We start from the raw sequence: 25435 nt of genomic DNA on the forward strand, positions 1-25435 counted from the left end.
CCCGAACCGCCCCTGCAGCTCAGCTGCAGGGGCGGTTCTCTTTGTGCGCGGAAAAAGTGATGCTCGGCAAGAGTCATGTGCGAGACAAAAGCTGCGCTGAGTAAAGAGTGCTGAGCCGGGCGTGCTGGGAACACGCGATGAGAAAAGGTCACGCGTCCCTAGGGTAGCGTTTCTCCCTGTAAGAGTAGCGGATGGCCGCCCCGATCCTCGTCAGGCACTTATACTGAACCGCCCCTGCAGCCCAGCTGCAGGGGCGGTTCTCTTTGTGCGCGGAAAAAGTCGTGCTCGGAGAGGTACACGCGCTGCGTGAGAAGGGCGAGTGAGAAGGGCGAGATAGGAGATAGCTCTGCCTGGACGGTGTTTCTCCCTGTAAGCGTCGCGGACGGCCGCCCCACGGATGGCCGCCCCACGACCGTCATGCAAGGCTCGTCAGGCACTTATACTGAACCGCCCCTGCAGCCTTGCTGCAGGGGCGGTCTGCGTTGGGGCATCGAGGTGGGCAGAGTACGGTAAAGCGGGAGGCGCTTCGTCGAGGTAGTGACGCACTGATATGCAGAACCGCCGGGAGAGCGGGTGTGGACAGGTGGGCGCCAACCAGGAAAACAAGTTGTCCACACCCCCTGGCGGCGTGAGAGCGCCCCGACTTACGAGGCAACTGTCGCTGTTACATGGCGCTGTCCCGGAAAAGCGGCAGGGTCTTGGTGGACATCGGACTCGCTAGAGGCTGACGCGAAGACGCCCTACCACACAGTGTGTGGCAGGGCGTCTTGAGTTGCCTTCACTGATCAAATGAAGGTGCTACGGATCAGTGGCAGAGCCGTGGTTCATGACCTGGCCAGCCAGAACCACCAGACGATGGCAGCGATCAGGCCAAGCCCTATCAGATTGACGAGTATGCAGATCATGCTGACTCTCCTTGTGGCATGGTGGAAGAATTTCCTGTGCTGTCCGTACGTGACCGAGCTGCCCCCGGGGGAGTGAACCTCCGCAGGCGGTTGGCGTTCGTCACGACCGTCACGGAAGACAGTGACATGGCCAGCCCGGCGATCACCGGCGACAACAGCATGCCGGTGAAGGGATAGAGAATGCCTGCCGCAATCGGAATGCCGATCAGGTTGTAGCCGAAGGCACCCACCAGGTTCTGCTTGATGTTGCGCAGCGTGGCCTGGCTGATCGCGATCGCGTCCGCGACCCCTGCCAGGGAGGGCTGCATCAGCGTGATGCCGGCCGTCTCGATGGCGACATCAGTACCTTCACCCATCGCGAAGCCGACATCGGCCAGCGCCAGCGCCGGCGCATCATTGATGCCGTCGCCGACCATTCCCACCACATGGCCTTCCTGTTGGAGGCGGGCGATCTCATCGTGCTTGTCATCCGGTGAGACGCCGGCACGATAGTCATCGATCCCGGTCTCACGGGCCACGGCAGCGGCCGTGTGCTGATTGTCACCGGTCAGCATGATCACCTTGAGGCCAACGGCATGCAGGCGAGCGATGGCGTCGCGGCTATCGTCACGCAGCGGGTCGGCCAGCCCGAAGACGGCGATCAATGCATTGTCACGTGCCATCAGGATCACGGTGCGGGCATTGTCTTCCAGCGACGTGATCTGCTCACTCAGCGGTGCAAGGCTGATACCTGCATCCTCCAGCATGGCAGCGTTGCCCATGCGCCAGGTGCGGCCTGCATCGTCCTGAGCCTGAATGCCGCGCCCGCTGATGGTCTGGTAGTCATTGAAGGCCTTGCTGCGCGAGGCCTCGGGACGCTGTGCTTCGATATGTGCCAGCAGCGCGGTGGCCAGGGGGTGCTCGGAGCCCCGCTCCAGGGCATGGGCGGCATCCAGCACCTCCTGCTCGCTTTCCCCCGAGACCAGATGCGTTTCAGTGACTTCCGGCTTGCCGCGCGTCAGGGTGCCGGTCTTGTCGACCACCAGTGCGGTCAAGCGACTGGCGGTCTGCAGTGCCTCACCGCTGCGCACCAGCACACCATGCTCTGCCGCCTTGCCGACCCCGATCATGGTCGAGATCGGCGTCGCCAGACCCAGTGCACAGGGGCAGGCGATGACGAGAACCGCCGTCGCGACCACCAGCATATGCACGCCAGTCGGGGCGGGCCCGACGTTGAACCAGAGAAGCGCCGCGACGATGGCGATGATCATCACGCTGGGCACGAATACGCCGGAGATGGTATCGGCCAGCCGTCCGATCGGGGGACGCGAGTTCTGCGCCTGACGCACCTGACTGATGATGCGGCCCAGGCGTGTCTCGCTGCCGATGCGCTCGACCTCGAAGACCAGACTGCCACGCGTGTTGAGTGTGCCGGCAGCCACGTCATCGCCGACACCACGTGAGACAGCCAGCGGCTCACCGCTCAACATCGATTCATCGATGTGGCTCTGTCCCTCGATCACCTTGCCATCCACCGGGATGCGCTCACCGGGGCGAATGCGCACGTGGTCACCGCTGCGTACGTCGTTGACATCGATCTCGCGCTCTTCGCCCTCGCGAATGACCCGAGCGGTACGGGTCTGCAGATCCAGCAGCGCGCGCAGTGCTTTCTGTGTACGCCCGCGGGCTCTGACCTCCAGTGCCTGACCAAGACTGATCAGGCCGATGATCATGGTCGAGGCTTCGAAGTAGAGGCCGCGAGCCGCCTGGGGCACCGTCTCGGGGAAGATCAGCACGCCCATGGAATAGAGCCATGCTGCTCCGGTACCGAGTGCCACCAGCGTGTCCATGTTGGCCTGATGATGGGTGAAGGCCTTCCAGGCGCTGGTGAAGAAGCTGCGTCCTGCGGTGGCGAGCACACCCAGCACGGCGACCCCGATGGCCAGCCACACTCCACGTTCGAGACCTTCGAAGCCGGGATGATGGAAGAACATGCTGATCATCAGCGGGATACCGATGCCAAGTGACAGCACGCTGTCACGGATGCGAGAGCGATATTCCTGGTCAGCCTCTTCCTGCTGTTGCGCGTCATTGGCGCCCGGGTCTTTCACCACACTGGCCCCATATCCCACCCCTTCGATGGCCGCGATGATCTCGGTGGTCGCAAGCTGGCTTTTGACCTGTGCCGTGCGCGAAGCGAAGTTGACCTCGGCATGTTCCACGCCATCCAGGCCATCCAGTGTCTTCTGGATAGTGGCGACACAGCTGGCGCAGGTAATGCCGGACAGCGAGAGCTCAAGACTTCCGCTATCCGTCGGGCTGGCCGGAGAGGGTTCTGCTGCCGATGGAGCCGCCGTTGCGTGATCCTCCGTGGTGTCGTCGGACTCAGTGAGATCCCCTGATGTGTCGCCCTCGGCAGGAGGTTCCAATGCATAGCCCGCCTCGATGACAAGACGTTCAAGCAAGGCTTCCGGCAGCCAGCTGGAGACCTGCAGGACGTTGTCTGCCGGCGTACCGCTGACGGTCGCGGCCGAATCCCAGTGCTGAATGGCATTGCGCAGCTTGGCGACGCATTTCTGGCAGTGCATGCCGTAGACGTTGATCTCGAGGTTCGCAGGGGTGGCCGGTGCTGCCGAGGTGAGCGGATAGCCGCTGTCCTGCGCCACCTTCGCCACTCCTTCCTCATCCAGCCTCGTGTGTACCAGCAGCAGCTGGGCCTGGGGAGCGCCGACCAGTTCGGCCTGATCATCCTGTGCCAGCAAGGCCTTGCGAATCCTGGTGACACACCCCTGGCAGCTGATGCCGTCAGTGTTCATCACGCTGATCGTGGCAATGGGGTCGTGGCTCATGAGGTCCTCCCGGTGTCAGGGGTGTACGTTCCGTTCTCTTCTGAGGGGGGCGGGAATGATTGCCCCTCGATCAGGCAGCACACGCTGTTGCCATCCGGCACGCCGTCCGGCATGTCCTGCCAGCTCTCCATGGCATGCTCCATGCGCTCTGCCAGGGCTTCCAGCTCGCGGATGCGCTCACGCACTCGGGGCAGATGTTCCTTGAGCAGGTCTCTCACCATGGGGCAGGGGGAGTCATGCTGGTCAGCCTGCTGCAGAATCTGCTTGATATCGGCAAGGCTGAAGCCCAGCTGGCGTGCCTGACTGATGAACTTGAGGCGTACCAGCGCCTGCTCATCGAAGCGCTGGTAGTTGTTGACGGGATCACGTCGGGCCGTGATCAGCCCCTGGCGCGTGTAATGGCGAACGGTTTCGGCGGTGACGTTTCCTTCGCGGGCCAGTTCAGCGACTTTCATTGCATCATCTCCTCGTGATCAAGAGTGGCGGAGAGAGCATTCGGCTGCCCTGAAGGTCTGTCGGCAGCCAATGTTCCGTGAATGATCCTCAGTGTAAGACCTATGTGCAGGACATAGGTCAAGCGACCCACTACATACGAAAAACCTGATGTTCGACCAATAGGCTAGAGAGGAAGGCGAGAGCCCCGCCATGTTTTAAACGCTGGCGAACAGACGCTAAATGATCGCCAGGACATGGGGTTAGCAACACGATGACAGTGCAGACATGAATGAAAGTTCCCCAAATACTAGAAATCTCCCTATTCAAACAAACGTTCGCCCTTGACTTGAACGGGCGACTCGCCCAAAACGTAGGTGTCAGGGCTATGCATCAACGAACGATAACAACAACATGCAGCTCTCCAAGCCACCTGCAATGGGACGCCATCCATAATGAAAAACAAGATGAACAAACTCACCCTCGGGGTCGCGCTGGCAGCGGCTGCCACGGCTTATGCCGGTGGCGTTCACGCGGGGGCCTTCCAGCTCAACGAGCAGAGCGTCAGCACTCAGGGGACGTCCTTCGCCGGGCGCGCCTCGAATGCCAACGATGCTTCCACCGTCTTCGGCAACCCGGCTGGCATGTCCTTCCTGGATCGCGCCCAGATCACCGGTGGGGTGACCTATCTGGACGTCAATACCGATATTGATGTCGCCAGCGCGAATGATGCACTCGGTCGGCCAGTCTCTGGCGGAGATGACGGCGACATGGTGCCGGGGGCGGCAGTGCCTTCCTTCTATTATGTGCAACCGATGAACGATCAGGTCGCGCTGGGCTTCGGGGTCTATGCGCCCTTTGGTGTGATCACCGATTATGGCTCTGATTTCCGTGGCCGTTATTTCGCCAATTACAGTGAAGTCGAGGTGGTCACCGCCCAGCCGACCATCTCCTACCGCATCAATGACAAGTGGGCCATCGGCGCCGGTGTGACCTACAACAGCATCAAGGGTGAGCTGACGTCGAATACTGTCGATGTCGGCGCAGGGGATGGCAAGGTCAAGATCAAGGGCGACGATGCCGCCTGGGGCTACAACGTCGGGGTCATCTTCCAGCCAGTGGAAAGTACCCGTCTCGGTCTGTCCTATCGCTCCAAGGTCGACTACAGCCTGGAAGGCGAGGCCAAGTACAACAATGTCTTCACTGGCACGGGCTTCGCGAATACCGAGCAGGATGCGTCGCTGGACGTGACCCTGCCGGAAAGCATCGACTTCTCCGTGACGCACAAGCTGGATGATCGCTGGACGCTGATGGCGGGCGTGACCTGGGTGCACTGGAGCCGCTTCGACGAGATCGCGGTGGAAGTCGACAACATGAACGACATCGTCGAGGAGCAGGGCTACGAGGACAGCTGGCAGTATGCGGTCGGTCTGAGCTATCAGCTCAATCCGCAGTGGGTGCTGCGTACCGGCATGGCCTTCGATGACAGCCCGACCGTGGATGAGCATCGCAGCGCGCGTATCCCGTCCGGGGATCGCACCATCTTCTCGCTGGGGGCCGGCTGGACGCCGATGCCGGAGCTGACCATCGACATGGCCTACACCTACCTGTGGGAAGAGACGGCCACCGTCAGCCTGAGCGAGCCCAACCGTGGGACCTATGAAGCTGATTACGAGAATGAAGCGCATGGCTTCGGTCTCGGCGCGACCTATCGCTTCTGAGTACGTAAGCAGCTAAGACGCTGAGCGGATCTCAGGACAACCAATACAGAAACGCCCGGTCACATGACCGGGCGTTTTTTGTTGCCCCTGCCGGAGGCCATCCGGCAGGGGCGGGACCATCGCCTCAGCGCGAGCATCGGCGGTCCGTCACCAGCGTCTGACATGACGATCAGAAGTCGTAGCGTGCCAGGAACATCAGCTGGTCCCGGTCAGCACTGTACTCGCTGCCGTCTGACTGGCGGCTGTTGTCGAAGCGGTACTCGGTGGCCAGCGTCAGGTCCTTGACTCGCCAAGCCGCGCCCAGGATCTGATAGGCGTAGCGGGCTTCGCTGTCGGTGTCTTCCAGGTGGTTCAGGCCGCCATAGAGCTCGACGCTGTCATCGCCCCAGATGACCTCCTTGAACTTGTAATTGACCACGAATTCCGCGCCGCGCGCCTTGTCGACGAAGGCTTCCGAGGAGTCCAGGGTGCTGCCGGCGATGTGGTTGCGATATTCCCCGCCGACGAGCGCGATGTACCAGTTGCCCGGCGACCAGTGACCGCCGAGCAACCAGGCATCGACATCGCCGTTCTCGCTGTTGCCGCTCTCGTAGTCGCTCAGCTCCGTATGGTGGAAGACCCCGCCCACCGTGACGTCCTCGTTCGGATGCCAGTTGAGCGCGGCTTCATAGCTGTAGTCGCGCTCATAGCCTGAGTACTCGGTCTCGGTGGTGAAGACGCCGTCTTCGAAGAGCGAGGTCTCGTTGCTGTGCTGGCCATCATGACTGAGCTGGTAGAGCAGGCCGACGGTGAACTCTCCGAAACCCTTCTTCCAGTACAGCGAGTTGTCCGGGCGTCCCGTGCCATGCAGACCACCATCTCCGCTGCGGCCTTCGAAGGTACCGGACGCCTCGCCACCATTGATCCAGAACCAGTCGGTGTTGACGGCCACCATGTCGTACCAGGGGCCATACTGCTTGCCGACCGTGAAGCTGCCCCATTTCTCGTGTGCCGCCCCAGCGTAGAGCATGCGCTTGTAGTGAGCATCGGTGCCATCCTTGAACCAGGGGTCGAAGCCCCATTCGGCGCGGATGATCGAGCTCCAGCCTTGCTGGAACTGATGCTCGTGGATCAGGCGAATCCGCGAGCCACCGTTGTAGATCTCATCGTGTGCGCCATCCTGGATCACGGCAAACGCCGCCAGGCGGCCACTGAACTCGACGCGGTCGGTATCCGTCTTGTAGACCTCGATGGCCTGAGCCATGGGGCTCATGCTCAGCAGTCCCGTGCCGAGCAGGGCTGCGCCAATCGCGTGACGCAGACGAGGGTGAGTGAGAAGGGGGATGCTGGCTGTTGTTGTAGGTTGCATCGTCATCCTGTGCATGTCTTTCCATCGGTGTGGGGAATGCCGGAGCATCCTGCTCCGGCCTCGGTCGGGTGCACGCACCCGGTTGGCAGCCAATGTCGATTCGCGTGACCGACTCGGCTGCCCTTGCCTGAGCCTTTTCTCAGGCAAAGCGGGGTCTTGATGGGCGCCGAAGCGCCCATCAGGCATGTCGTCGTGTTCAGGGTGTCAGTGGTGCGCCTGGCCCAGATCCGGGGCGAAGGCAGCCTGCATCAATTCACGGGTGTAATGCTCACGGGGCGCCTCGAAGATGGCGTGGGTACTGCCGCTTTCCACCACCTCGCCTTCCTTCATCACGATGAGGTGGTCTGACAGTGCACGCACGACCGCCAGGTCATGGCTGATGAACAGGTACGTCAGGCCATGACGCGCCTGCAGGTCGCGCAGCAGGTCGATCACCGTGACCTGTACCGAGCGATCCAGCGCCGAGGTCGGCTCATCCAGCAACAGGAATTCCGGCTTGAGCACCAGGGCGCGAGCGATGGCGATACGCTGGCGCTGGCCGCCGGAGAATTCATGCGGATAGCGATTGCGCATGCCGGGGTCGAGGCTGACCTCACAGAGTGCCTCACAGACCTGTGCGTCGCGTTGGGCGCGATTGAGCTCCGGATGATGCACGCGCAGGCCTTCGCTGATGATCTCGCCCACGGTCAGGCGCGGCGACAGGGAGCCGAAGGGGTCCTGGAAGACGACCTGCATGCGCGAGCGCAGCGGTCGCATGCCGGACTTGTCCAGCGCGGCGATGTCCACGCCATCGAAGTCGATGTTGCCCTGGCTCTTGAGCAGACGCAGCAGGGCACGACCCAGCGTGGACTTGCCGGAGCCGGACTCGCCGACGATGCCGATGGTCTGGCCACGACGGACCTCGAGATCGATGCCGCGCACCGCCTCGAAGGCGACCTTGGGGCCGAACAGCGGGCGCTTGATGGTGAAGCTGACGCGCACATCGCGTGCCGAGAGCAGCACCGGCGCATCCGCCGCCACCGCGGCCTTCTCGCCGGCCGGTTCGGCATCGATCAGCATGCGGGTGTAGGCGTGCTGCGGGTTGTCGAAGACCTCGTGGGTGGTGCCGGTCTCCAGCAGCTCGCCGTGGCGCATCACGCAGACGCGGTCCGCGAAGTGGCGCACGATGCTCAGGTCGTGGGTGATGAACAGGATCGCCATGCCGTAGCGTTGCTGCAGCGACTTGAGCAGCCGCAGGATCTGCGCCTGCACCGTGACGTCCAGCGCGGTGGTCGGCTCATCGGCGATCAGCAGGTCCGGCTCGCAGGCCAGCGCGATGGCGATCATCACGCGCTGACGCTGGCCACCGGACAGCTCATGGGGATAGCTGTCGATACGTCGCGCCGGCTCCGGGATGCCGACCTGCTCCAGCAGTTCCAGCGCCTTGTGACGAGCCGCGCGGCCCTTGAGGTCACGATGCAGTGCCAGTACCTCGATGATCTGGCGCCCGATGCGATGCAGCGGGTTGAGCGAGGTCATCGGCTCCTGGAAGACGGTGGCGATGCGGTTGCCGCGCAGCTCGCGCATGCGCCGCGTCGAGGCACTCAGCAGGTCTTCGCCGCGCAGGCGGATGGCGCCCTTGATCTCGGCGAGTTCCGGCAGCAGGCGCAGGATGGCGGTGGACGTGACCGACTTGCCGGAACCGGACTCGCCGACCAGCGCCAGCGTCTCGCCCTTGTTGAGGGTGAAACTGACGCCCTTGACGGCGGGTACCGCGCCGTCCGGGAGCTGGAAGTCGACCTTGAGGTCATCGACTTCCATCAGCGGCGGCGTGCCCGGCGCCTCGGCCGCCAGTCCCAGGCGAGTCAGGGTGTCGGCGCGGGCCTGGTCGGCGGCGTTGCGCGCTGGCGGCAGGCTGGAGGCGGTGCCGGAGGGTGAAGGTGAAGAGGTCATGATCAGCGCTCCGGTTCAGCGAGTCTTGGGGTCGAGGGCGTCACGCAGGCCATCGCCGAGGAAGTTGAGGCAGAACAGGGTCGCGGCGAGGAAGGCCGAGGGCACCAGCAGCATCCAGGGTGCGGTCTCCATCATGTCCTTGCCTTCGGAGATCAACACGCCCCAGGAGGTCAGCGGTTCCTGCACGCCAAGCCCGAGGAATGACAGGAAGCTCTCCAGCAGGATGACCTTGGGCACCGTCAGCGTGACGTAGACGATCACCGGGCCCAGCGCGTTCGGAATCAGGTGACGCGTCACGACCTGCAGATCACGCACGCCGAGTGCATGCGCCGCCTCGACGAATTCACGCTTCTTGAGTGCCAGCACCTGGCCACGCACGATGCGCGACATGTCCAGCCACTCCACTGCACCGATGGCGGCGTAGATCAGGAAGATGTTGCGACCGAACACCACCATCAGCAGGATCACCAGGAACATGAACGGCAGCGAATACATGATGTCGACGAAGCGCATCATCAGGTTGTCGGTGCGCCCGCCGAAATAGCCGGAGACGGCGCCGTAGAGCACGCCGATCACCAGACTGACGAAGGTGGCGACCAGCGCCACCGACAGCGAGATCTGGCCGCCATGCAGGGTACGGGTCAGCAGGTCGCGGCCGTTGACGTCGGTGCCGAAGACGTGGCCGGAGGCCAGGTCCGGGCCGGTGCCGATGGCGTTCCAGTCGACCTCGTCGAGTTCGAAGGGCGTCAGCCATGGGCCGATCAGGCAGGCCAGCACGACGAGGGTCATCACCACCAGGCTGCACATGGCGGCGCGGTTCTGCTTGAGACGACGCCAGGCATCGCGGGTCAGGCTGTCGCCTGCCGGTGCCGCAGGGGGCTGGCCGTCGAAGGCACTGGCAGCGCCGGTGCCGTGGGGGGCGGGAGTTGTCTGTGACATGTCAGGGCCTCGGGTCAGTCGTCGTAGCGGATCTGCGGGTCGAGCATGCTGTAGAGCAGATCGACGATCAGGTTGAGCAGCAGGATCAAGGCGCCATAGAAGACCACCGTGCCCATCACCAGGGTGTAGTCACGATTGAGCGCACCCTGCACGAAATAGCGCCCGATGCCGGGAATGCCGAAGATCTGCTCGATTACCACCGAGCCGGTGATGATCCCGGCAATGGCCGGGCCGAGGTAGGAGACCACCGGCAGCATCGCTGGTCGCAAGGCATGGCGCAGAATCACCTTCCACTCGCTCAGCCCCTTGGCGCGGGCGGTGCGGATGTAGTGACTGCCCAGTACCTCGATCATGCTGGCGCGCATCATGCGGGCGATGTAGGCGATCTGCTGGATGGAGAGTGCCACCACCGGCAGCAGCAGGTTCTGCCAGGCGCCGCCGTTCCAGCCGCCGGCCGGCAGCCAGCCGAGCAGCACGCCGAACACCAGCGCCAGCAGCGGGGCGATCACGAAGTTGGGCACCGCGATTCCCGCCAGCGCGGTACTCATCACCACGTAATCCGCCGTCGAGTTGCGCCGGATTGCCGCGATCACCCCCAGCGGCACCCCGATCAGCAACGCGGCCAGAATCGCCCACATGCCCAGCTCCAGACTGGCCGGGAAGCCCTGGCTGATCAGCTCGCTGACGTCGAAGTCCTTGTACTTGAAGGACGGGCCGAGATCGCCCTGTACCAGATCACCCAGATAGCGGATGTACTGCATCGGCAGTGGTTCATCCAGGTGATAGGCCGCGCGCAGGTTCTGCTCGATTTCCGGCGGCAGGCGGCGCTCGCCATCGAAGGGGCCGCCCGGGGCGACCCGCATCAGGAAGAACGACAGGGTGATCACGATCAGCAGGGTGGGAATCGCCTGCAGCAACCGTTTGAGGGTGTAGCTCAGCATCCAGTGCTCCGTTCGGGCCGCTGCCCGGGTGTGTCGTTGTTATGGGTGGCTGTCATCGGTCAGTGCGAGGTGTCGATATGCAGATAGCGACTCGGGTGAACGTCCAGCGCGTTGGGGGCCCAGCCGCTGATGGCGGGGGTCACGAGGCTGGAGGTGACGTAGTCGTAGAGCGGCAGCACCACATCATGGTCGAGCAGATACTGCTCGGCATCGTGCAGTTGTTGCCGGCGAGCATCGTCATCGCCCTCGCGCGCCGCCGCCTCGATCAGCGCATCGTAGGCCGGTGAGCTGAGCCCGGGTGCGTTGGAGGTGTTATCGCTGCTGAAGGCGTTCAGGAAGTCGTAGGCATCGGCGATGGTCGCGATCATGCCGTAACGGCCGACCTCGAAATCACCCAGCGCCAGATCCCGGTAATGCACCGCGGCCTCGGTATTGGTCAGCGTCACTTGCACGCCCAGCGGCTTCCACATCGCTCCGAGCGCCACGGCGATCTTCTTGTGGTCTTCCAGGGTGTTGTAGCGCAGGGTCAGCTCAAGCGGGTGGTCTGGCCCGTAGCCCGCGTCTGCCATCAGCTCGCGGGCCTTTGCCATGCGCCGGTCCATCGACCAGTCAGCGAAGTCGAAGCGCGCGCCCTGATGTTCACTCAACGCCTCGGGCACGAAATGCCAGGAGGGGATCTGGCCCATGCCGAGAATGCGCTCGGTGATCACCTCACGACGCGTGGCCAGATTCAGCGCGCGACGAATGCGCCGGTCCGCCACGGGCGAGCCCTCGCGCAGATTGAAGACATAGAAGTACTCGCCGAGGATCGGGTAGGTGTGCAGGGCCTCGGCCAGATTGTCCTGAATCCACGTGTAGTGGCTGGCGGGTACGCCATAGGCGATCTCGACTTCACCCGCACGGAAGCGATTGAGCGCGGCATGGCTCTCCTCGATGGGCAGGTAGACCACCTCGTCGAGAGTGACGTTCTGTGCGCCGTGATAGCGCGCGTTGGGTGTCAGCGTGATATGCGACTGCGGCGCCCATTCCTTGAGCACGAAGGCGCCCGAGGTGACCATGTTGGCCGGCCGCGTCCAGTCAGCGCCATTGGCCACGATCACATGGCGTGGCAGCGGGGCGGCTTCGCTCATCGCCAGCGTCTGCGCCAGTGTTGCCGACGGATGACTGAGCGTGATGGTGAGCGTCTGCGCATCGGGCGCGGCCACGCCGAGCTGATCCGGGAGCAGCGCGCCGGTATTCACCGCGCGGGCATTGACGATCGGGTAGTAGAGGGTGGCGTTGTGGGCCGCGGTAGCCGGTGTCAGCAGGCGGCGCAGCGCAAAGACTGCATCCTCGGCGGTCAGCGGCGTGCCGTCTGACCACTCAAGCCCCGCGCGCAGATGGAAGGTCCAGATCCGTCCATCGGCGGACGACTCCCAGCGCTCTGCCAGCCCGGGAATCAGCTCGCCGTCGGCGGAGTAGGCGATCAGCGGCTCGAACAGATCACGCACGATGCGTGTCTCCCAGGTGCCGCTGGTCTGTTGCGGGTCCAGCGAGCCGGGTTCGGCGCCATTGGCGATGCGCAGGATCTGTTCGTCCTGGCTTGCGGGGCTTATGGAGCTTGTGGAGCTGGTGGAGCTTGTGGCTTGTGCGGCCATGGCGCTGCTGGAAGCGCTCATGGACACGGAGAGAACGGACAGCAGCAGGCCTGCGCCGAGGCTTGCCGCGCATTGCATCGGGGAAGTGGGGGACATGCGTCGACTCCTTGTCACGCCGGTGGGGCGCGACGGCATCTTCTGGTGCCATCCTTGGCAGATGCCACGTGGCCGCCCTGGTGGACAGCCGCGTGAACCCATGACATTCGAGAGAGCGGCGAGCCTGGTCAGAGGCTCAGCAGGCTCGCCTCACTCGGAGAACGAGACCCAGCGCGAGCGGTGGATATCCTCGATGTTGCCCTGCCAGCCGCTGAGCTTGGGATTCACCAGGTTGCGTGACACGTAGTAGTAGATCGGCAACACGGCGTAGTCATCCAGCGCCTTGCGCTCGGCGTCCTGCATCAGGGCCTCTCGGTCATCCATGTCGAGGGTATCGGCGGCCTTTTGCATGTCGTCATCCAGCGCCTTGTTGGAATAGGCGCCGTAATTGTTGGGCACGCCGGTTTCCAGCAGGTTGAGGAAGTTCTGGGCGTCGTTGTAATCGCCGATCCAGCCGGCGCGACCGACATCGAACTTGCCCTGGCGCATGTCCTCGTAGTGCACCGCCACCTCAGCATTCAGCAGATTGACCTTCACGCCCAGCGGCTTCCACATCGCGGCGGCGGCAATGGCCACCTTCTTGTGGTCTTCGCTGGTGTTGTAGCGCAGGGTCAGCTCCAGCGGGTTGTCCGGGCCGTAACCGGCGTCCTCCATCAGAGACCTTGCCTTCTGCATGCGTTCATCCATCGACATGTCCTTGAAGGGCATCTCCTGGATGTCGTAGTGGTTCACGCCGGTGGGTACGAAGCTGTAGGCCGGCACTTCGCCGGTACCGAGAATCTTGTCGGTGATGACCTTGCGGCGGATGGAGAGGTTGAGTGCCTCACGCACCCGCGGGTCTGCCGTGGCATGGCCATCGCGCGAGTTGAGCACGTAGTAGTAGATACCCAGGTAGGGCGCGACGTGGGTGGCGTCCGGCAGGTTGTCCTTCAGCCAGCCGTATTGCTGGGTGGGGAATTCGCGTGCGATGTCGATCTCGCCGGCGCGGAAGCGCTTCAGGGCGCTGTTGCGCTCCTCGATGGGGTAGTAGATCACCTCATCCAGCGCGACCTCCTTGGCATCGTGGAATTCAGGATTCTTGAGCGCGACGATGCGGGTCTGCGGCTGCCACTCGCTCAGCTCGAAGGCGCCGTTGGAGACCATCTTGCCGGGGTCGGTCCAGTCCTTGCCGTACTTCTCCACCACATGTTTCGGCAGCGGGTAGGCGGTGTAATGCGACAGCTGGTCCAGGAAGTAGGGCGTCGGGCGCTCGAGGGTGATCTCGAGAGTGTGGGCATCCACGGCTCGCACGCCGAGGGTATCCGGCTCGGCCTCGCCGCTGTTGATGGCCTTGGCATTCTTGATCGGATACAGGATGTAGGCGTAATCCGAGGCATTCTCGGGTGTCATGATGCGCTTGAGCGCGTACACGAAGTCCTCGGCGGTCACCGGCTCACCGTCGGACCACTTGCCGTCCTGGCGCAGCGTGAAGGTATAGGTCTTGCCGTCATCGGAAATCTGCCATGACTCGGCCGCGCCGGGGATGCGCTCGCCATCAGCGGCCTCGGTGACCAGCCCCTCGAAGAGATCGCCCACCACGTCATTTTCCCAGGTGCCGGAGATCTGCTGTGGGTCCAGCGAGGCCGGTTCCCCCATGATCGCCAGCTTGAGGGTATCGGCCATGAGGCCCGGGGAAGCGGCGATGCTCCCGGCCAGCAGCAGGGAGCTTGCCAGTCGCTTGAGCGCGAAGCGCTTGGGGAGGGCCGGCGCATGAGACGAGGAGTGCAGTAGTGCCATGGTAGGGAGGCTCGCTATTGTTGTTAGGGGGAATACGAGTGATGCCTTCTACCATCGAGTCTTTTCCTGCCTGCTGTCCATGTTAAAAAATGGATAGCTCATGCATGCATTCGATGATCGCCATGCAAGGCACGGAAAGTCGGGCGTTCCGGGGCTGACAGCCGTTTGAATGACTTTGGTCGCAGTCGCATGGAAGGCAGGCAGCTGCCGGCTGGCGGGCAGCGTGACGGATACCCGAGAGCGTCCTTCGGCCACCTGGCCACGGATGATGGGGCGGGCATGGTCGCCACGCCGGGAAATGGCTACAATATCGGGCTTCGCGCGCTGTCGATCTGCGCAGGTGTCCAGTGGACAACGTCTCGCAGGCTGTCCCCTTCGACAGGGCTGTCGCGCCCCATTCACGCATCATCGCCTCAAGACAGGACGACCATGCAAGAGATCAATCCGATCACCAACCTCATCAAGGACCTGTCCGAAAGGGCAGAAGTCCTGAGGGGGTATCTTTGACTATGCCGAAAAGCAGGATCGGCTAGAGGAAGTCACTCGCGAACTCGAGAATCCGGATGTCTGGAATGACCCGGAATACGCGCAGAAACTCGGCAAGGAGCGTGCGTCGCTGGAGCTGGTCGTCAAGACCCTCGACGACATGAGCAACGGCCTGTCCGACTGCGCTGACCTGCTGGAGATGGCGGTCGAGGAAGAGGATGAAGGCACCGTGGACGAAGTCGTCCGCGAGCTGGATCAGCTCAAGGCCAGTCTCGAGAAGCTCGAGTTCCGCCGGATGTTCTCCGGTGACATGGATGCCAACAACGCCTACCTCGACATCCAGGCCGGCTCCGGTGGTACCGAAGCTCAGGACTGGGGCAACATGCTGCTGCGCATGTACCTGCGCTGGGCCGAGCATCACGGCTTCAAGACCGAGATCGTCGAGGCGAGTGCCGGTGAAGTCGCGGGCATCAAGTCCGCCACCATTCACATCGAGGGCGACTATGCCTTCGGTTGGCTGCGCACCGAGCTGGGTGTGCACCGTCTGGTGCGCAAGAGTCCCTTCGACTCCGGCGGCCGTCGTCACACCTCGTTCGCGTCCGTGTTCGTGTCGCCGGAAATCGATGACAACATCGAGATCGACATCAATCCGGCCGATCTGCGCACCGATACCTATCGCTCCTCCGGTGCCGGTGGTCAGCACGTCAACACCACCGACTCCGCGGTACGTATCACCCACATCCCGACAGGGATCGTGGCGGCCTGCCAGACCGAGCGCAGCCAGCACTCCAACCGTGACCGCGCCATGAAGATGCTGAAGGCGCGTATCTACGAAGCCGAGATGCAGAAGCGCAACGCCGCCAAGCAGGAACTCGAGGACTCCAAGTCCGACATCGGTTGGGGCAGCCAGATCCGCTCCTACGTCCTCGATGACCAGCGCATCAAGGACCTGCGGACCGGTGTCCAGTCGAGCAACTGTGACAAGGTGCTCGACGGCGATCTCGATGACTTCATCGTCGCCAGCCTCAAGATGGGGCTCTGATCGCGAGGAGACTCGCGAACCAGCGCCCATTCGCCTCCGCCGGTATCGCCGGCGGAGGCCACGAATTCCCGAATCGCGATCAGTCCTGATGCGCTATCCCCAGGCTGATCTTGATCTGTCGTGGCTTTGGCCATGACCCTTTGATACGAGACAGGCCCCTCCATGTCGACAGAGCAGACCCCCGCCATTGATGAGCAGCAGGCCGCCGAACAGGCTCAGGAAGAGAATCGCCTGATCGCCGAACGTCGCGCCAAGCTGAGTGCCCGCCGTGAGCAGGCCGCCGCCGAAGGCAAGAGCGCCTTCCCGAATGACTTCCGTCGTGACAGCCTCGCCGCTGACCTGCAGGCGGAGCTGGGCGAGAAGGACAAGGCCGAGCTGGAGACGCTGGACCGCAAGGCCGCCGTCGCCGGGCGCATCATGCGCAAGCGTGGCCCCTTCATCGTGTTGCAGGAAGTCTCCGGCCAGATTCAGCTCTATGTCGACAAGAAGGGCCTGCCGGAAGCGCTGCTCGAGGACATCAAGGGCTGGGACATCGGCGACATCGTCGGTGCCAGTGGTCCGGTGCACAAGTCCGGCAAGGGCGATCTGTACGTCATGATCGAAAGCGCCCAGCTGATGACCAAGAACCTGCGTCCGCTGCCGGACAAGTTCCACGGTCTGTCCGACCAGGAAATGCGCTATCGCCAGCGTTACGTCGACCTGATCATGAACGAGCAGTCACGCCGCACCTTCGCGCTGCGTGCCGGCATCGTCGCCTCCATCCGTCGCTTCCTCAGTGACCGCGGCTTCATGGAAGTCGAGACGCCGATGCTGCAGCAGATTCCGGGTGGCGCGACCGCGCGTCCGTTCATCACGCACCACAATGCGCTGGACATGGAAATGTACCTGCGCATCGCCCCGGAGCTGTACCTGAAGCGTCTGGTGGTGGGTGGCTTCGAGCGCGTGTTCGAGATCAACCGCAACTTCCGCAACGAAGGGCTGTCGACGCGTCACAATCCCGAGTTCACCATGCTCGAGTTCTACTGGGCCTATGCGGACTACCGTGACCTGATCGCGCTGACCGAAGACATGATCCGCACCGCAGCCCAGGAAGTGCTCGGCACTACGCAGATCACCTGTCAGGGCAGCGAGTACGACCTGAGCCAGCCGTTCATCCAGATGACCATGCGCGAGTCGATCATCAAGTATGGCGATGGCATCACCGCAGCCGACCTGGCCGATTACGACGCCGCACGCGCCACGGCGGAGCGTCTCGGTATCCAGGTCAAGCCGATCTGGGGGCTGGGCAAGCTCGAGACCGAGATCTTCGAAGCCGTCGCCGAGCACCGTCTCGACCAGCCGACCTTCATCACCGAGTACCCGGCCGAAGTCAGCCCGCTGGCGCGTCGCAACGATGCCAACCCGCACGTGACCGATCGCTTCGAGTTCTTCGTCGGTGGCCGCGAGATCGCCAATGGCTTCTCGGAGCTCAACGACGCCGAAGATCAGGCCGAGCGCTTCCAGGCTCAGGTGGCCGAGAAGGATGCCGGGGATGACGAAGCCATGTTCTACGACGCCGACTACGTGCGCGCGCTGGAATACGGCATGCCGCCGACGGCGGGTGAAGGCATCGGCATCGACCGTCTGGTGATGCTGCTGACCGACAGCGCCTCCATCCGCGATGTGCTGCTGTTCCCGGCGATGCGTCCGCAGCAGGGCTGATCGCGCTGCTCGCCTCCCGTGGTGAGTCATCGTGACGAACCGCGCTGATGGCACTTGCGACGCCTCCGATCCTCGATCGGGGGCGTCGTGGTCTCTGCAGGGCGACATTGGCTGACGACGAGCGGTGGCCGAGGCGCAATCGTCACGGATGAGGCGAGGCGGTGCTTGGCTTTGTTGCCTGCGAGCGGCCATAATGGTCGGCGTCCTGTCAGTCAGCCGTTTCATGGTGCTGAAGCTGATGACAGTATCGTCGAGGTCTACCGTGCGAGAGCGTGTGCCGGCTGTGTCGAGCCACCCACGATGGCGGTGTCCTGCCTTGGGAATTGTCCCCTGAATGTCCTGGAGAGTGCAGAATGAAGCTGCTTAACCGTTCCGCCCTGAGCGTCAAGCCGACCCAGGCGTTTGTCGACTGGATCAACTCGCTGGAATCCGAAGGTGAGGGAGGTGAGGATCTGGCGCTGGAGGATGTCAATCAGGAGAGTACCGTCTACCTGATTCCCGAGATGGACACTCGCGAAGCGCTGGATGGCTTCGTGTCCGAGCGCTGGCTGGACGTGCTGGAAAGCGAGCTGCGCGCCTGGGAGGAAGACACCCGCCATTGGCCGGAGCCGATGGACAAGGCGCTGTTCGAGCGCTTCCTGACCGTCGAGCACAGCTACCTGGCCGTTGACCTGGATGACGAGGCGCCGCTGGAAGTCTGCGAAGTGGACGACGAGCTGCTGGCGGATCTCGATTGAGTCCGTCGCGCGCCGTCTGTTGACGTGACGGCGCTGTCAGTCAGCGCGACAGGCGTTACAATGGCCTCGGGCAATGTGCTCGGGGCCATTTGCGTTCTGTGGCGGCTTTCCCTGTGGTATCTGCCACCCGGTATCTGCCACGCGGTACCTGTCACGTGGAGCGCCCTTTTCCCGACATGTCGTTTCATTTCACCTGCCGTCCATCCGCTCGGCGGCTGCCCCATTCAAGGAGATCGCGCATGAGCGTCCAGGCCCGGATAGAAAGCAAGCTAGCGACGCTCGACCCGCTGATGGTCGAGGTCGTCAACGAGAGCCACATGCATAGCGTGCCGGCCAATTCCGAGACGCACTTCAAGGTCACGCTGGTCAGCGAGCGCTTTGACGGCCTGATGCCGGTCAAGCGTCACCAGCTGTTGTACGCCCTGCTGGATGAAGAGCTCGCCGGCCCCGTCCACGCGCTGGCGTTGCATCTGTATACCCCGCAGCAATGGACGGCGCGCGGCGGTGAGATTCCCGAATCCCCCAACTGCCTGGGCGGTGGCAAGCACTGACCATGACCTCTGAACCGCAACGCCTGCAATACCTGGACGCCATGGGCCTGACCGCCTGGGTCGGTCGCTATCAGCTGCCCAATGCGCTGCCCACCGAGGCCTGTGAATGGCCAGAACCGGTGGTGGCTGAGCCGGTGGCACCTCAGGCACGTCTGCATGCGCTGATTGAAGAGGCGCCGCAACCGACGGTGAGCTCGCCGCAGGCGGAGCCGGCTCCTGCGCGAGCACCGGGACCATCGCCTGCCGCCAGTGCGCGCGCCCTTCTGGGCATGGCGCCGGCCGAGGCCTCCGTGGCCACGGCCGTGCAGGCCCGCGAGGCGACGGGGGGCGAGTCAAGCAGCACGGCCTCCTGGGGGACGCCACCTGCTCAGGCGACGACAGAGACAGTGGTCGAGGCGCAGGTCACGCCTCCGGCCGACCAGCCGCCGCTGCGATTCAGCGTACAGCTGGCAGCACTCGACGGACGCTGGTTGGTCATGTTGCCCGGTGATGAGGCGCCGCATCTGGAAGGCGAGGCGTTGCTGAAGGCATTGTGGCGGGCGGCAGGCATCACGCCGACGACAGACCTGACGTTCAGTCACTTCCGCTGGCCATTGCTCGCGAACCTCAAGGCCAGTGCACCGCTGGATGAGGCACGGGAGGGATTGCGGGCCTTCCTGAATGGCCCCGCACGCCGTGATTGGCAGCCCGAGCGGGTCCTGATCTTCGGCAATCGCGAAGACTGCGCGACCCTGCGTGAGGTGCTGGGCATCACCTCCTCCTCGGGAGACGCCGAAACCTCAAGCCTGCTGGACATTCCCGTCTGGCAGGGGCCCGAGCTTGCCACGCTGGCGCGCTCCAGTGATGCCAAGCGCCAGCTGTGGCCGCTGCTGATTCGCTGGGGAAAGGCGTGGTCTCGCGGGATGACGGAAGGCACGTCGTCATGAGCGGGGCTGACGGCGAGACGGGCGCGGTGCGCAAGCTGGTGCTGGACGATGCGACGCTGGCGGCATTGCAGGCCATTGAGAGCACCCAGGCGCATGGGCTCTTCAGATGCCAGCTGGCGGATGTGCTCAGCGATGCCTCACGCTGCATTCTTGGCTGGCATGCGCCAGCCACGCCTGAGCGGCTGGCGGGATTCGTGGTACTGGCGCGCGGCCCTTTCGAGGCCGAGATCGAGGCGATCACCGTGCATGCTGACCTGCGCGGTCAGGGCATCGGGCGGGCCCTGTTGCAGGCGGCGATCGAGCGCGCCAGACAATGGCATCATGCCACGGGGCTGGAGCGCCTGTTGCTGGAGGTGCGCGCAGGCAATGACGCGGCGCGTGCGCTCTATGCGCATGCCGGGTTCCATGTGGATGGCGTGCGGCGCGGCTACTACCCGGCCTTGCCTCCTGCGCCCTCGGGAACTCGCGAAGATGCGCTGCTGATGTCGCTGCCACTGGAGTGAGGTGCCGACCGGACATCTCTTCAGAGGCTGGCCTTCTGGGGCACATCGCAAGCGACTGCTGACAGAGACGACAACGCCGCCGACAGGAGACTGTCGGCGGCGTTGTCGTGCTGCAAGGCCAGAGTGATCAGGCGCTCTGGGTCTCGCTCTCGTTCTCGCTGAAGCGGGCGATCAGGCCTTCCAGACGGCTCGCCCACTGGTCGCGCTCTTCCTGCAGGCGCGCATTGGCCTGACGCAGCTGCTCCAGTTCCTCGCCCTGGCCTTGCTTGGCGTCGCTCAGACGCTGGTTTTCTTCCTTCAGCTCATCGACTTCCATCTTCAGCATCTCGATGGAGTCGATCGCCTGGCCGACTTTCTGCTCAAGCTGGGTAAAGAGTTCAGTGCTCATGCTATCTCCTTGTCGGGCCCCAAGGGCTCGAGGGTGTTCGTTGAGGGCGGTAAAAGTATGCGGTGAATGCTGGTGCGATGAAGATCGGCCACCCCGGCAGTCCCTGCCGGAACGGCGCAGCGATACCCGCCTGCAGGCAGACTACGATGCTGCCTTTATCGACACAAGCGCGAAAGGTGCTCAGGCCGGTTGCTGGCGTCGATAGAGGCGTCCGTGACTGTCGCCGGCGCGGCTCTCGCGATGCAGCTGCCAGTTGGCGGGGACCTGAGGCGTCAGCTCCGCCTCGACTTCCAGATAGATCATGGCGCCATCCTTCAACCAGCCCCGCGACTCGAGCAGCTCGCAGCTCTCGGCGGCGAGTCCGAGCCGGAAGGGCGGGTCGAGCAGGACCAGATCCACGCCCTCCTCGGGCGGGGTGCCGCTCTGTAGCCAGTGGATCACGTCGGCGGTGATGACCGTCGCCGGCAGCGGGCCTTCATTGCTCAGGGTCGTGATGTTGTCGGCCAGCGCCCGAGCGACACGGCTCTCGCGTTCCACGAAGGTGACCTGGGCTGCCTCCCGTGACAGCGCCTCGAGTCCCAGTGCGCCGCTGCCGGCGAACAGATCCAGTACTCTGGCGCCACCGACATGAAAGCCGAGCCAGTTGTAGAGTGTCTCGCGAACGCGGTCTGGCGTCGGCCGCAGGCCGGGCGCCTCGATCACGGTCAGCAGGCGGCGCTTGAAACGTCCGCCGATGATTCGCAGACGCCCCGCTGGCCCTGCCTTGCCAGAGCGCGAGGGGGCTGAGGATTTGCCCCGTGCGGGGCCTTTGTGAGGTGCGCGTTTTTTCATGCCGCGAGTCTAGCATGTGCGACGCCGGATGCCGCGTGGTGCGTACCTTAAGGCCTGAAGGGATGGTAGGATGACGCCACTTTCACGAGTTCAGGACTGTCTCGCCATGTTCGGTTTTTTCAAGCGCAAGAAACACAAGGCTCAGGAGCAGCAAGCCTCCGAGCAGCAGGCCCTCGAGCAACAGGCTCTTGAACAGACACAAGATGCCACGCCCCACGAGCAGGACTCCGGCAAGCAGGACACTGCCGAGCAGGCAGCCCAGCTAGAGGCCGAAAAGGCGGAAGCCGAGCGCCTGGCCGCCGAGGAAGCTGCCCGTGTCGAGGCTGAAAAGGTTGCAGCTGAAAAGGCGGCAGCCGAAAAGGCCGAAGTCGAGCGCCTGGCCGCCGAGGAAGCCGCCCGTGTCGAGGCTGAAAAGGCGGCAGCTGAGAAAGCCGAAGCCGAGCGTCTCGCCGCCGAGGAAGCCGCCCGTGTCGAGGCTGAAAAGGCGGCAGCTGATAAGGCCGAAGCCGAGCGCCTCGCCGCCGAGGAAGCCGCCCGAGTTGAAGCTGAGCGCCTCGCCGCCCGCGAAGAAGAAGAGCGCCTGGCTGCCGCGCAGCTGGCCGCCATCGAGGCCGAAGAACAGGCCGCGCTGGAGCAGGCTCGCCTGGAAGAAGAGGCCCGTGCTGCCGAAGTCGCCGTGGCGGAGGCTGATGCCACGGTAGACGATGAGGATGCCCGCGATACGGCGCGCGATGGACGTGAGAAGCCGCGTCGTGGCTTCTTCGCGCGCATCAAGGCAGGTCTAGGCAAGACGCGCGCCAACCTGACCGAGGGTGTCGCCAGTCTGTTCCTCGGCAAGAAGCAGATCGACGATGAGCTGATGGAAGACCTCGAGACCCAGCTGCTGATGGCAGATGTGGGCATCGAGGCCACCACCGAGATCATCGACAACCTGACCGCGCGCATCTCGCGCAAGGAATTGAAGGAGCCGCAGGCGCTCTACGAAGCGCTGCAGGAAGAGCTGCGCGTGATGCTGGCGCCGGTCGCGAAGGATCTCGAGCTGCCGGCCAAGGGCGATGGCCCCTTCGTGATCCTGATGATCGGGGTCAACGGGGTCGGCAAGACCACCACCATCGGCAAGCTGGCCAAGCGCTACCAGAGCCAGGGCCGCAGCGTGATGCTGGCGGCGGGCGATACCTTCCGTGCCGCAGCGGTGGAACAGCTCAAGGTCTGGGGCGAGCGCAACAAGGTGCCGGTCATCGCGCAGCACACCGGTGCTGACAGCGCCTCGGTCATCTATGACGCCCTGGAAGCCGCCAAGGCGCGTAACGTCGATATCCTGATCGCCGATACCGCGGGCCGTCTGCACAACAAGAGCCATCTGATGGAAGAGCTCAAGAAGGTGCAGCGCGTGATGGCCAAGCTGGACGTCGCCGCGCCCCACGAAGTGATGCTGGTGCTGGATGCCGGGACCGGCCAGAACGCGCTGTCACAGGCCTCCACCTTCCATGAAGCGGTCAACATCACCGGCCTGACGCTGACCAAGCTGGATGGTACCGCCAAGGGTGGCATCATCTTCGCGCTGGCCAAGCAGCTCAATCTGCCGATTCGCTACATCGGTGTCGGGGAGGGAGTGGATGATCTGCGGCCCTTCGCGGCGGACGATTTCGTCAACGCCCTGTTCGCGCGTGCCGGAGAGGAAGAGGATGCACGTCCGGCGGATGGCGCGGAGACACGCGAGGCATGATTGCCTTCGAGCATGTGGGCAAGCGCTATGGAGGGCGCTTCGATGCACTCGCCGGGCTCGATTTTCGCATCGAGCGTGGCGAGATGGCGTTCCTGACCGGGCATTCCGGGGCAGGGAAGAGCTCATTGCTCAAGCTGATCATGCTCCTCGAGCGTCCCTCGCGTGGCCGTATCCTGGTGGCCGGGCACGATATCGGACGCCTGCATGCCTCGCAGGTGCCTTACTACCGCCGCCAGATCGGTGTGGTCTTTCAGGACCATCAGCTGCTGAGCGATCGCAACATCTTCCACAACGTGGCGCTGCCCCTGATGATCCAGGGGGTCACGCCGCGCGAGCAGGCGCGTCGCGTGCGTGCCGCTCTCGACAAGGTGGGCCTGCTGCATCGCGAGAAGGCGCTGCCCATCGAACTCTCCGGGGGGGAGCAGCAGCGCGTGGGCATCGCGCGTGCGGTGGTCAACAAGCCAGCCTTGCTGCTGGCGGATGAGCCGACCGGCAACCTGGACCCGAAACTCTCGACCGATATCATGCGTCTGTTCGAGGACTTCAATCGCATCGGTACCACGGTGATGATCGCCAGTCATGATCTGGCGCTGATCGCGCGTCTGCACCATCGCACGCTGGAGCTTTCCGACGGTCGCCTGATTGCCGACAAGGAGGCCCGATGAGCCCTCCCCGCACTCACCACGAGTCCTCGTCCGACAAGCGCCAGGCGGGAAGAGGTCGTGCCGCCAAGGCCGCCTCGGACGCTGTCGAATCCACGGAGTCTGTCGAGCGTCAGGCGCGCAAGGGCGCGCGCTCCAGCCGGATTTCCGTCGAGAGTCGCTATCGCAGCTGGCTGCGTCATCATGGCGCCATGGCGCGTGACAGCGCACGCCGTCTGCTGGTCACTCCGGTCGCCAGCCTGCTGACCATGCTGGCGATCGCCATCGCGCTGACACTGCCTGCCGCGCTGTGGCTGGCGCTGGACAGCGCGCGCCTGCTGGACAATGAGCTCAATGACAGCGCTCAGCTCACCCTCTATCTCGAGACGTCGGTCGACGAGAGCCAGGCACTGACGCTGTCGGACTCGCTGCGCGGCGCCCCGGGCGTCGGAGGCGTACGTCTGATCACTGCCGCCGAGGGCATGCAGGAATTCGCCCAGGCACTCGATCTCAAGCGCTCACTGAGCCTGCTGGACGACAACCCCTTGCCGGCCAGCATCGTCATCACGCCGCTGGATACCTCGCCGGAATCCGTCCGCGATCTCGCCGCACGCCTCGAGGGCGAGCCGGGCGTCGAGAGTGCACGGCTGGATCTGGCGTGGCTGGAGCGTCTGCGTCAATTGGGTGAGCTGGGTCAGAAAGTGACGCTGGGACTTGCGCTACTCTTCGGACTGGGGGGGCTGCTGGTGGTAGGCAATACCATCCGGCTGTCGGTGGAGAGCCGCCGGCAGGAGATCGAGGTCGTGACCCTGATCGGTGCGACCCACGCCTTCGTGCGGCGTCCCTTCCTGTATAGCGGTGCCTGGTATGGCCTGGGCGGCGGGTTGCTGGCGTGTGGCATTCTGGCGCTTGGCGGTAACTGGTTGGCGGCACCCGTGACGGCTCTTGTACAAAGTTATGGCGGCAACTATGTGTTGCCCGCACTGGGCATCACAGGGGGTACCACGCTGCTGTTTTCGAGTACAATACTGGGTTGGTTGGGGGCCTGGATCGCGGTCGGACGTCATCTGGCGAGTATTTCTCCGCGCTGATGCCGATCTTTTTTCGCGGTTTTCCGCCAGTGTTCCTCTCCAGAAAGGTCATCAGTTACGCTCCGGCAACAATTGCGCCGGGCGTCAGTGAAGGGGCTGGTGGGTGGTTAAACGTACCGCACACCCGCTGGCGTTACGAAGCGCTACTCGTCATGACAATTGTACACGTCATGTACAGCTATTGACGGGAACCTGTCGCAACCTTCACAGTCTCACTACTTGCATGCGTGTTAGGCAACCATGGAGACATCTGCATT

Annotated in this window: 20 protein-coding genes; 10 read left to right on the forward strand and 10 right to left on the reverse strand. The window is 63.7% G+C overall.

Features of this window, described 5'->3' with window-relative positions:
• Positions 1–901: 901 nt before the first annotated feature.
• Together ACZYGA_RS11740 and ACZYGA_RS11745 are read right to left on the reverse strand one after the other, a co-directional pair.
• Entirely contained in the window at positions 902–3733 is a 2832-nt protein-coding gene (locus ACZYGA_RS11740) for a heavy metal translocating P-type ATPase (RefSeq protein ID WP_479399259.1), read from the reverse strand.
• The gene (locus tag ACZYGA_RS11745) at positions 3730–4188 is read right to left on the reverse strand and encodes a MerR family DNA-binding protein (protein ID WP_077377703.1); all 459 of its coding nucleotides are present in this window, start codon (positions 4186–4188) and stop codon (positions 3730–3732) included. Before ACZYGA_RS11745 ends, ACZYGA_RS11740 begins: the two co-directional genes overlap by 4 nt.
• 444 nt (positions 4189–4632) lie before the next feature.
• Between ACZYGA_RS11745 and ACZYGA_RS11750 the strand changes: the two genes are divergently transcribed.
• The gene (locus ACZYGA_RS11750; protein WP_240499638.1) at positions 4633–5886 is read left to right on the forward strand and encodes an OmpP1/FadL family transporter; all 1254 of its coding nucleotides are present in this window, start codon (positions 4633–4635) and stop codon (positions 5884–5886) included.
• Between the two features lie 169 nt (positions 5887–6055).
• Here the strand turns inward: ACZYGA_RS11750 and ACZYGA_RS11755 are convergent, their stop codons facing one another.
• The 6 genes from ACZYGA_RS11755 to ACZYGA_RS11780 all read right to left on the reverse strand — a co-directional run bounded on the left by ACZYGA_RS11755 (position 6056) and on the right by ACZYGA_RS11780 (position 14555).
• Positions 6056–7138 (reverse strand): porin, encoded by a 1083-nt coding sequence (locus ACZYGA_RS11755; RefSeq protein WP_169477284.1) that lies wholly within the window; start codon positions 7136–7138, stop codon positions 6056–6058.
• A gap of 300 nt (positions 7139–7438) precedes the next feature.
• On the reverse strand, positions 7439–9034 hold the full coding sequence (locus tag ACZYGA_RS11760; RefSeq protein WP_218015099.1) for an ABC transporter ATP-binding protein: 1596 nt from the start codon (positions 9032–9034) through the stop codon (positions 7439–7441).
• 147 nt (positions 9035–9181) lie between these two features.
• A complete protein-coding gene (locus ACZYGA_RS11765; protein WP_191237728.1) occupies positions 9182–10105 on the reverse strand; it encodes an ABC transporter permease in 924 nt (307 codons plus the stop codon).
• Positions 10106–10119: 14 nt separating this feature from the next.
• Complete coding sequence (oppB, locus tag ACZYGA_RS11770; protein WP_077377715.1) at positions 10120–11046, reverse strand: oligopeptide ABC transporter permease OppB; 927 nt, start codon at positions 11044–11046, stop codon at positions 10120–10122.
• A 59-nt stretch (positions 11047–11105) separates the two neighbouring features.
• Positions 11106–12779, reverse strand: coding sequence for a peptide ABC transporter substrate-binding protein (locus ACZYGA_RS11775; protein ID WP_404626255.1), 1674 nt, complete (start codon positions 12777–12779; stop codon positions 11106–11108).
• 150 nt (positions 12780–12929) lie between these two features.
• Positions 12930–14555, reverse strand: coding sequence for a peptide ABC transporter substrate-binding protein (locus ACZYGA_RS11780; protein WP_404626257.1), 1626 nt, complete (start codon positions 14553–14555; stop codon positions 12930–12932).
• Between the two features lie 429 nt (positions 14556–14984).
• Between ACZYGA_RS11780 and prfB the strand changes: the two genes are divergently transcribed.
• The 6 genes from prfB to ACZYGA_RS11810 all read left to right on the forward strand — a co-directional run bounded on the left by prfB (position 14985) and on the right by ACZYGA_RS11810 (position 20501).
• A protein-coding gene (prfB, locus tag ACZYGA_RS11785) for a peptide chain release factor 2 (protein ID WP_103751451.1) occupies positions 14985–16083 on the forward strand; the annotation gives its coding sequence in 2 pieces (ribosomal slippage) (positions 14985–15059 and positions 15061–16083; 1098 coding nt in all).
• A gap of 162 nt (positions 16084–16245) precedes the next feature.
• Positions 16246–17784 carry a lysine--tRNA ligase gene (lysS, locus tag ACZYGA_RS11790; RefSeq protein WP_077377722.1) on the forward strand — a complete coding sequence of 513 codons (1539 nt, stop codon included), beginning with the start codon at positions 16246–16248 and terminating at the stop codon, positions 17782–17784.
• Between the two features lie 353 nt (positions 17785–18137).
• Positions 18138–18521 (forward strand): hypothetical protein, encoded by a 384-nt coding sequence (locus tag ACZYGA_RS11795; protein ID WP_084207797.1) that lies wholly within the window; start codon positions 18138–18140, stop codon positions 18519–18521.
• Between the two features lie 239 nt (positions 18522–18760).
• Positions 18761–19072, forward strand: a complete 312-nt coding sequence (locus tag ACZYGA_RS11800; protein WP_077377728.1) for a BolA family protein — start codon at positions 18761–18763, stop codon at positions 19070–19072.
• Between the two features lie 2 nt (positions 19073–19074).
• Positions 19075–19998: a hypothetical protein gene (locus ACZYGA_RS11805; protein ID WP_404626261.1), complete on the forward strand. Its 924-nt coding sequence runs from the start codon at positions 19075–19077 to the stop codon at positions 19996–19998.
• The gene (locus ACZYGA_RS11810; protein WP_404626263.1) at positions 19995–20501 is read left to right on the forward strand and encodes a GNAT family N-acetyltransferase; all 507 of its coding nucleotides are present in this window, start codon (positions 19995–19997) and stop codon (positions 20499–20501) included. Before ACZYGA_RS11805 ends, ACZYGA_RS11810 begins: the two co-directional genes overlap by 4 nt.
• Before the next feature lie 127 nt (positions 20502–20628).
• Here the strand turns inward: ACZYGA_RS11810 and zapB are convergent, their stop codons facing one another.
• Positions 20629–20889 carry a cell division protein ZapB gene (gene zapB, locus ACZYGA_RS11815; protein WP_077377738.1) on the reverse strand — a complete coding sequence of 87 codons (261 nt, stop codon included), beginning with the start codon at positions 20887–20889 and terminating at the stop codon, positions 20629–20631.
• A 180-nt stretch (positions 20890–21069) separates the two neighbouring features.
• A complete protein-coding gene (rsmD, locus tag ACZYGA_RS11820) occupies positions 21070–21720 on the reverse strand; it encodes a 16S rRNA (guanine(966)-N(2))-methyltransferase RsmD (protein ID WP_136939625.1) in 651 nt (216 codons plus the stop codon).
• A 106-nt stretch (positions 21721–21826) separates the two neighbouring features.
• Between rsmD and ftsY the strand changes: the two genes are divergently transcribed.
• Genes ftsY through ftsX form a run of 3 tightly spaced genes read left to right on the forward strand, consistent with a single transcriptional unit; the run spans position 21827 to position 25178 of the window.
• Positions 21827–23446, forward strand: coding sequence for a signal recognition particle-docking protein FtsY (ftsY, locus tag ACZYGA_RS11825; RefSeq protein WP_404626266.1), 1620 nt, complete (start codon positions 21827–21829; stop codon positions 23444–23446).
• Positions 23443–24111, forward strand: coding sequence for a cell division ATP-binding protein FtsE (gene ftsE / locus ACZYGA_RS11830; protein WP_077377747.1), 669 nt, complete (start codon positions 23443–23445; stop codon positions 24109–24111). Before ftsY ends, ftsE begins: the two co-directional genes overlap by 4 nt.
• Positions 24108–25178 carry a permease-like cell division protein FtsX gene (gene ftsX, locus ACZYGA_RS11835; protein ID WP_479399261.1) on the forward strand — a complete coding sequence of 357 codons (1071 nt, stop codon included), beginning with the start codon at positions 24108–24110 and terminating at the stop codon, positions 25176–25178. Before ftsE ends, ftsX begins: the two co-directional genes overlap by 4 nt.
• Positions 25179–25435: the final 257 nt, after the last annotated feature.

Source organism: Cobetia sp. BL01, assembly GCF_056493605.1.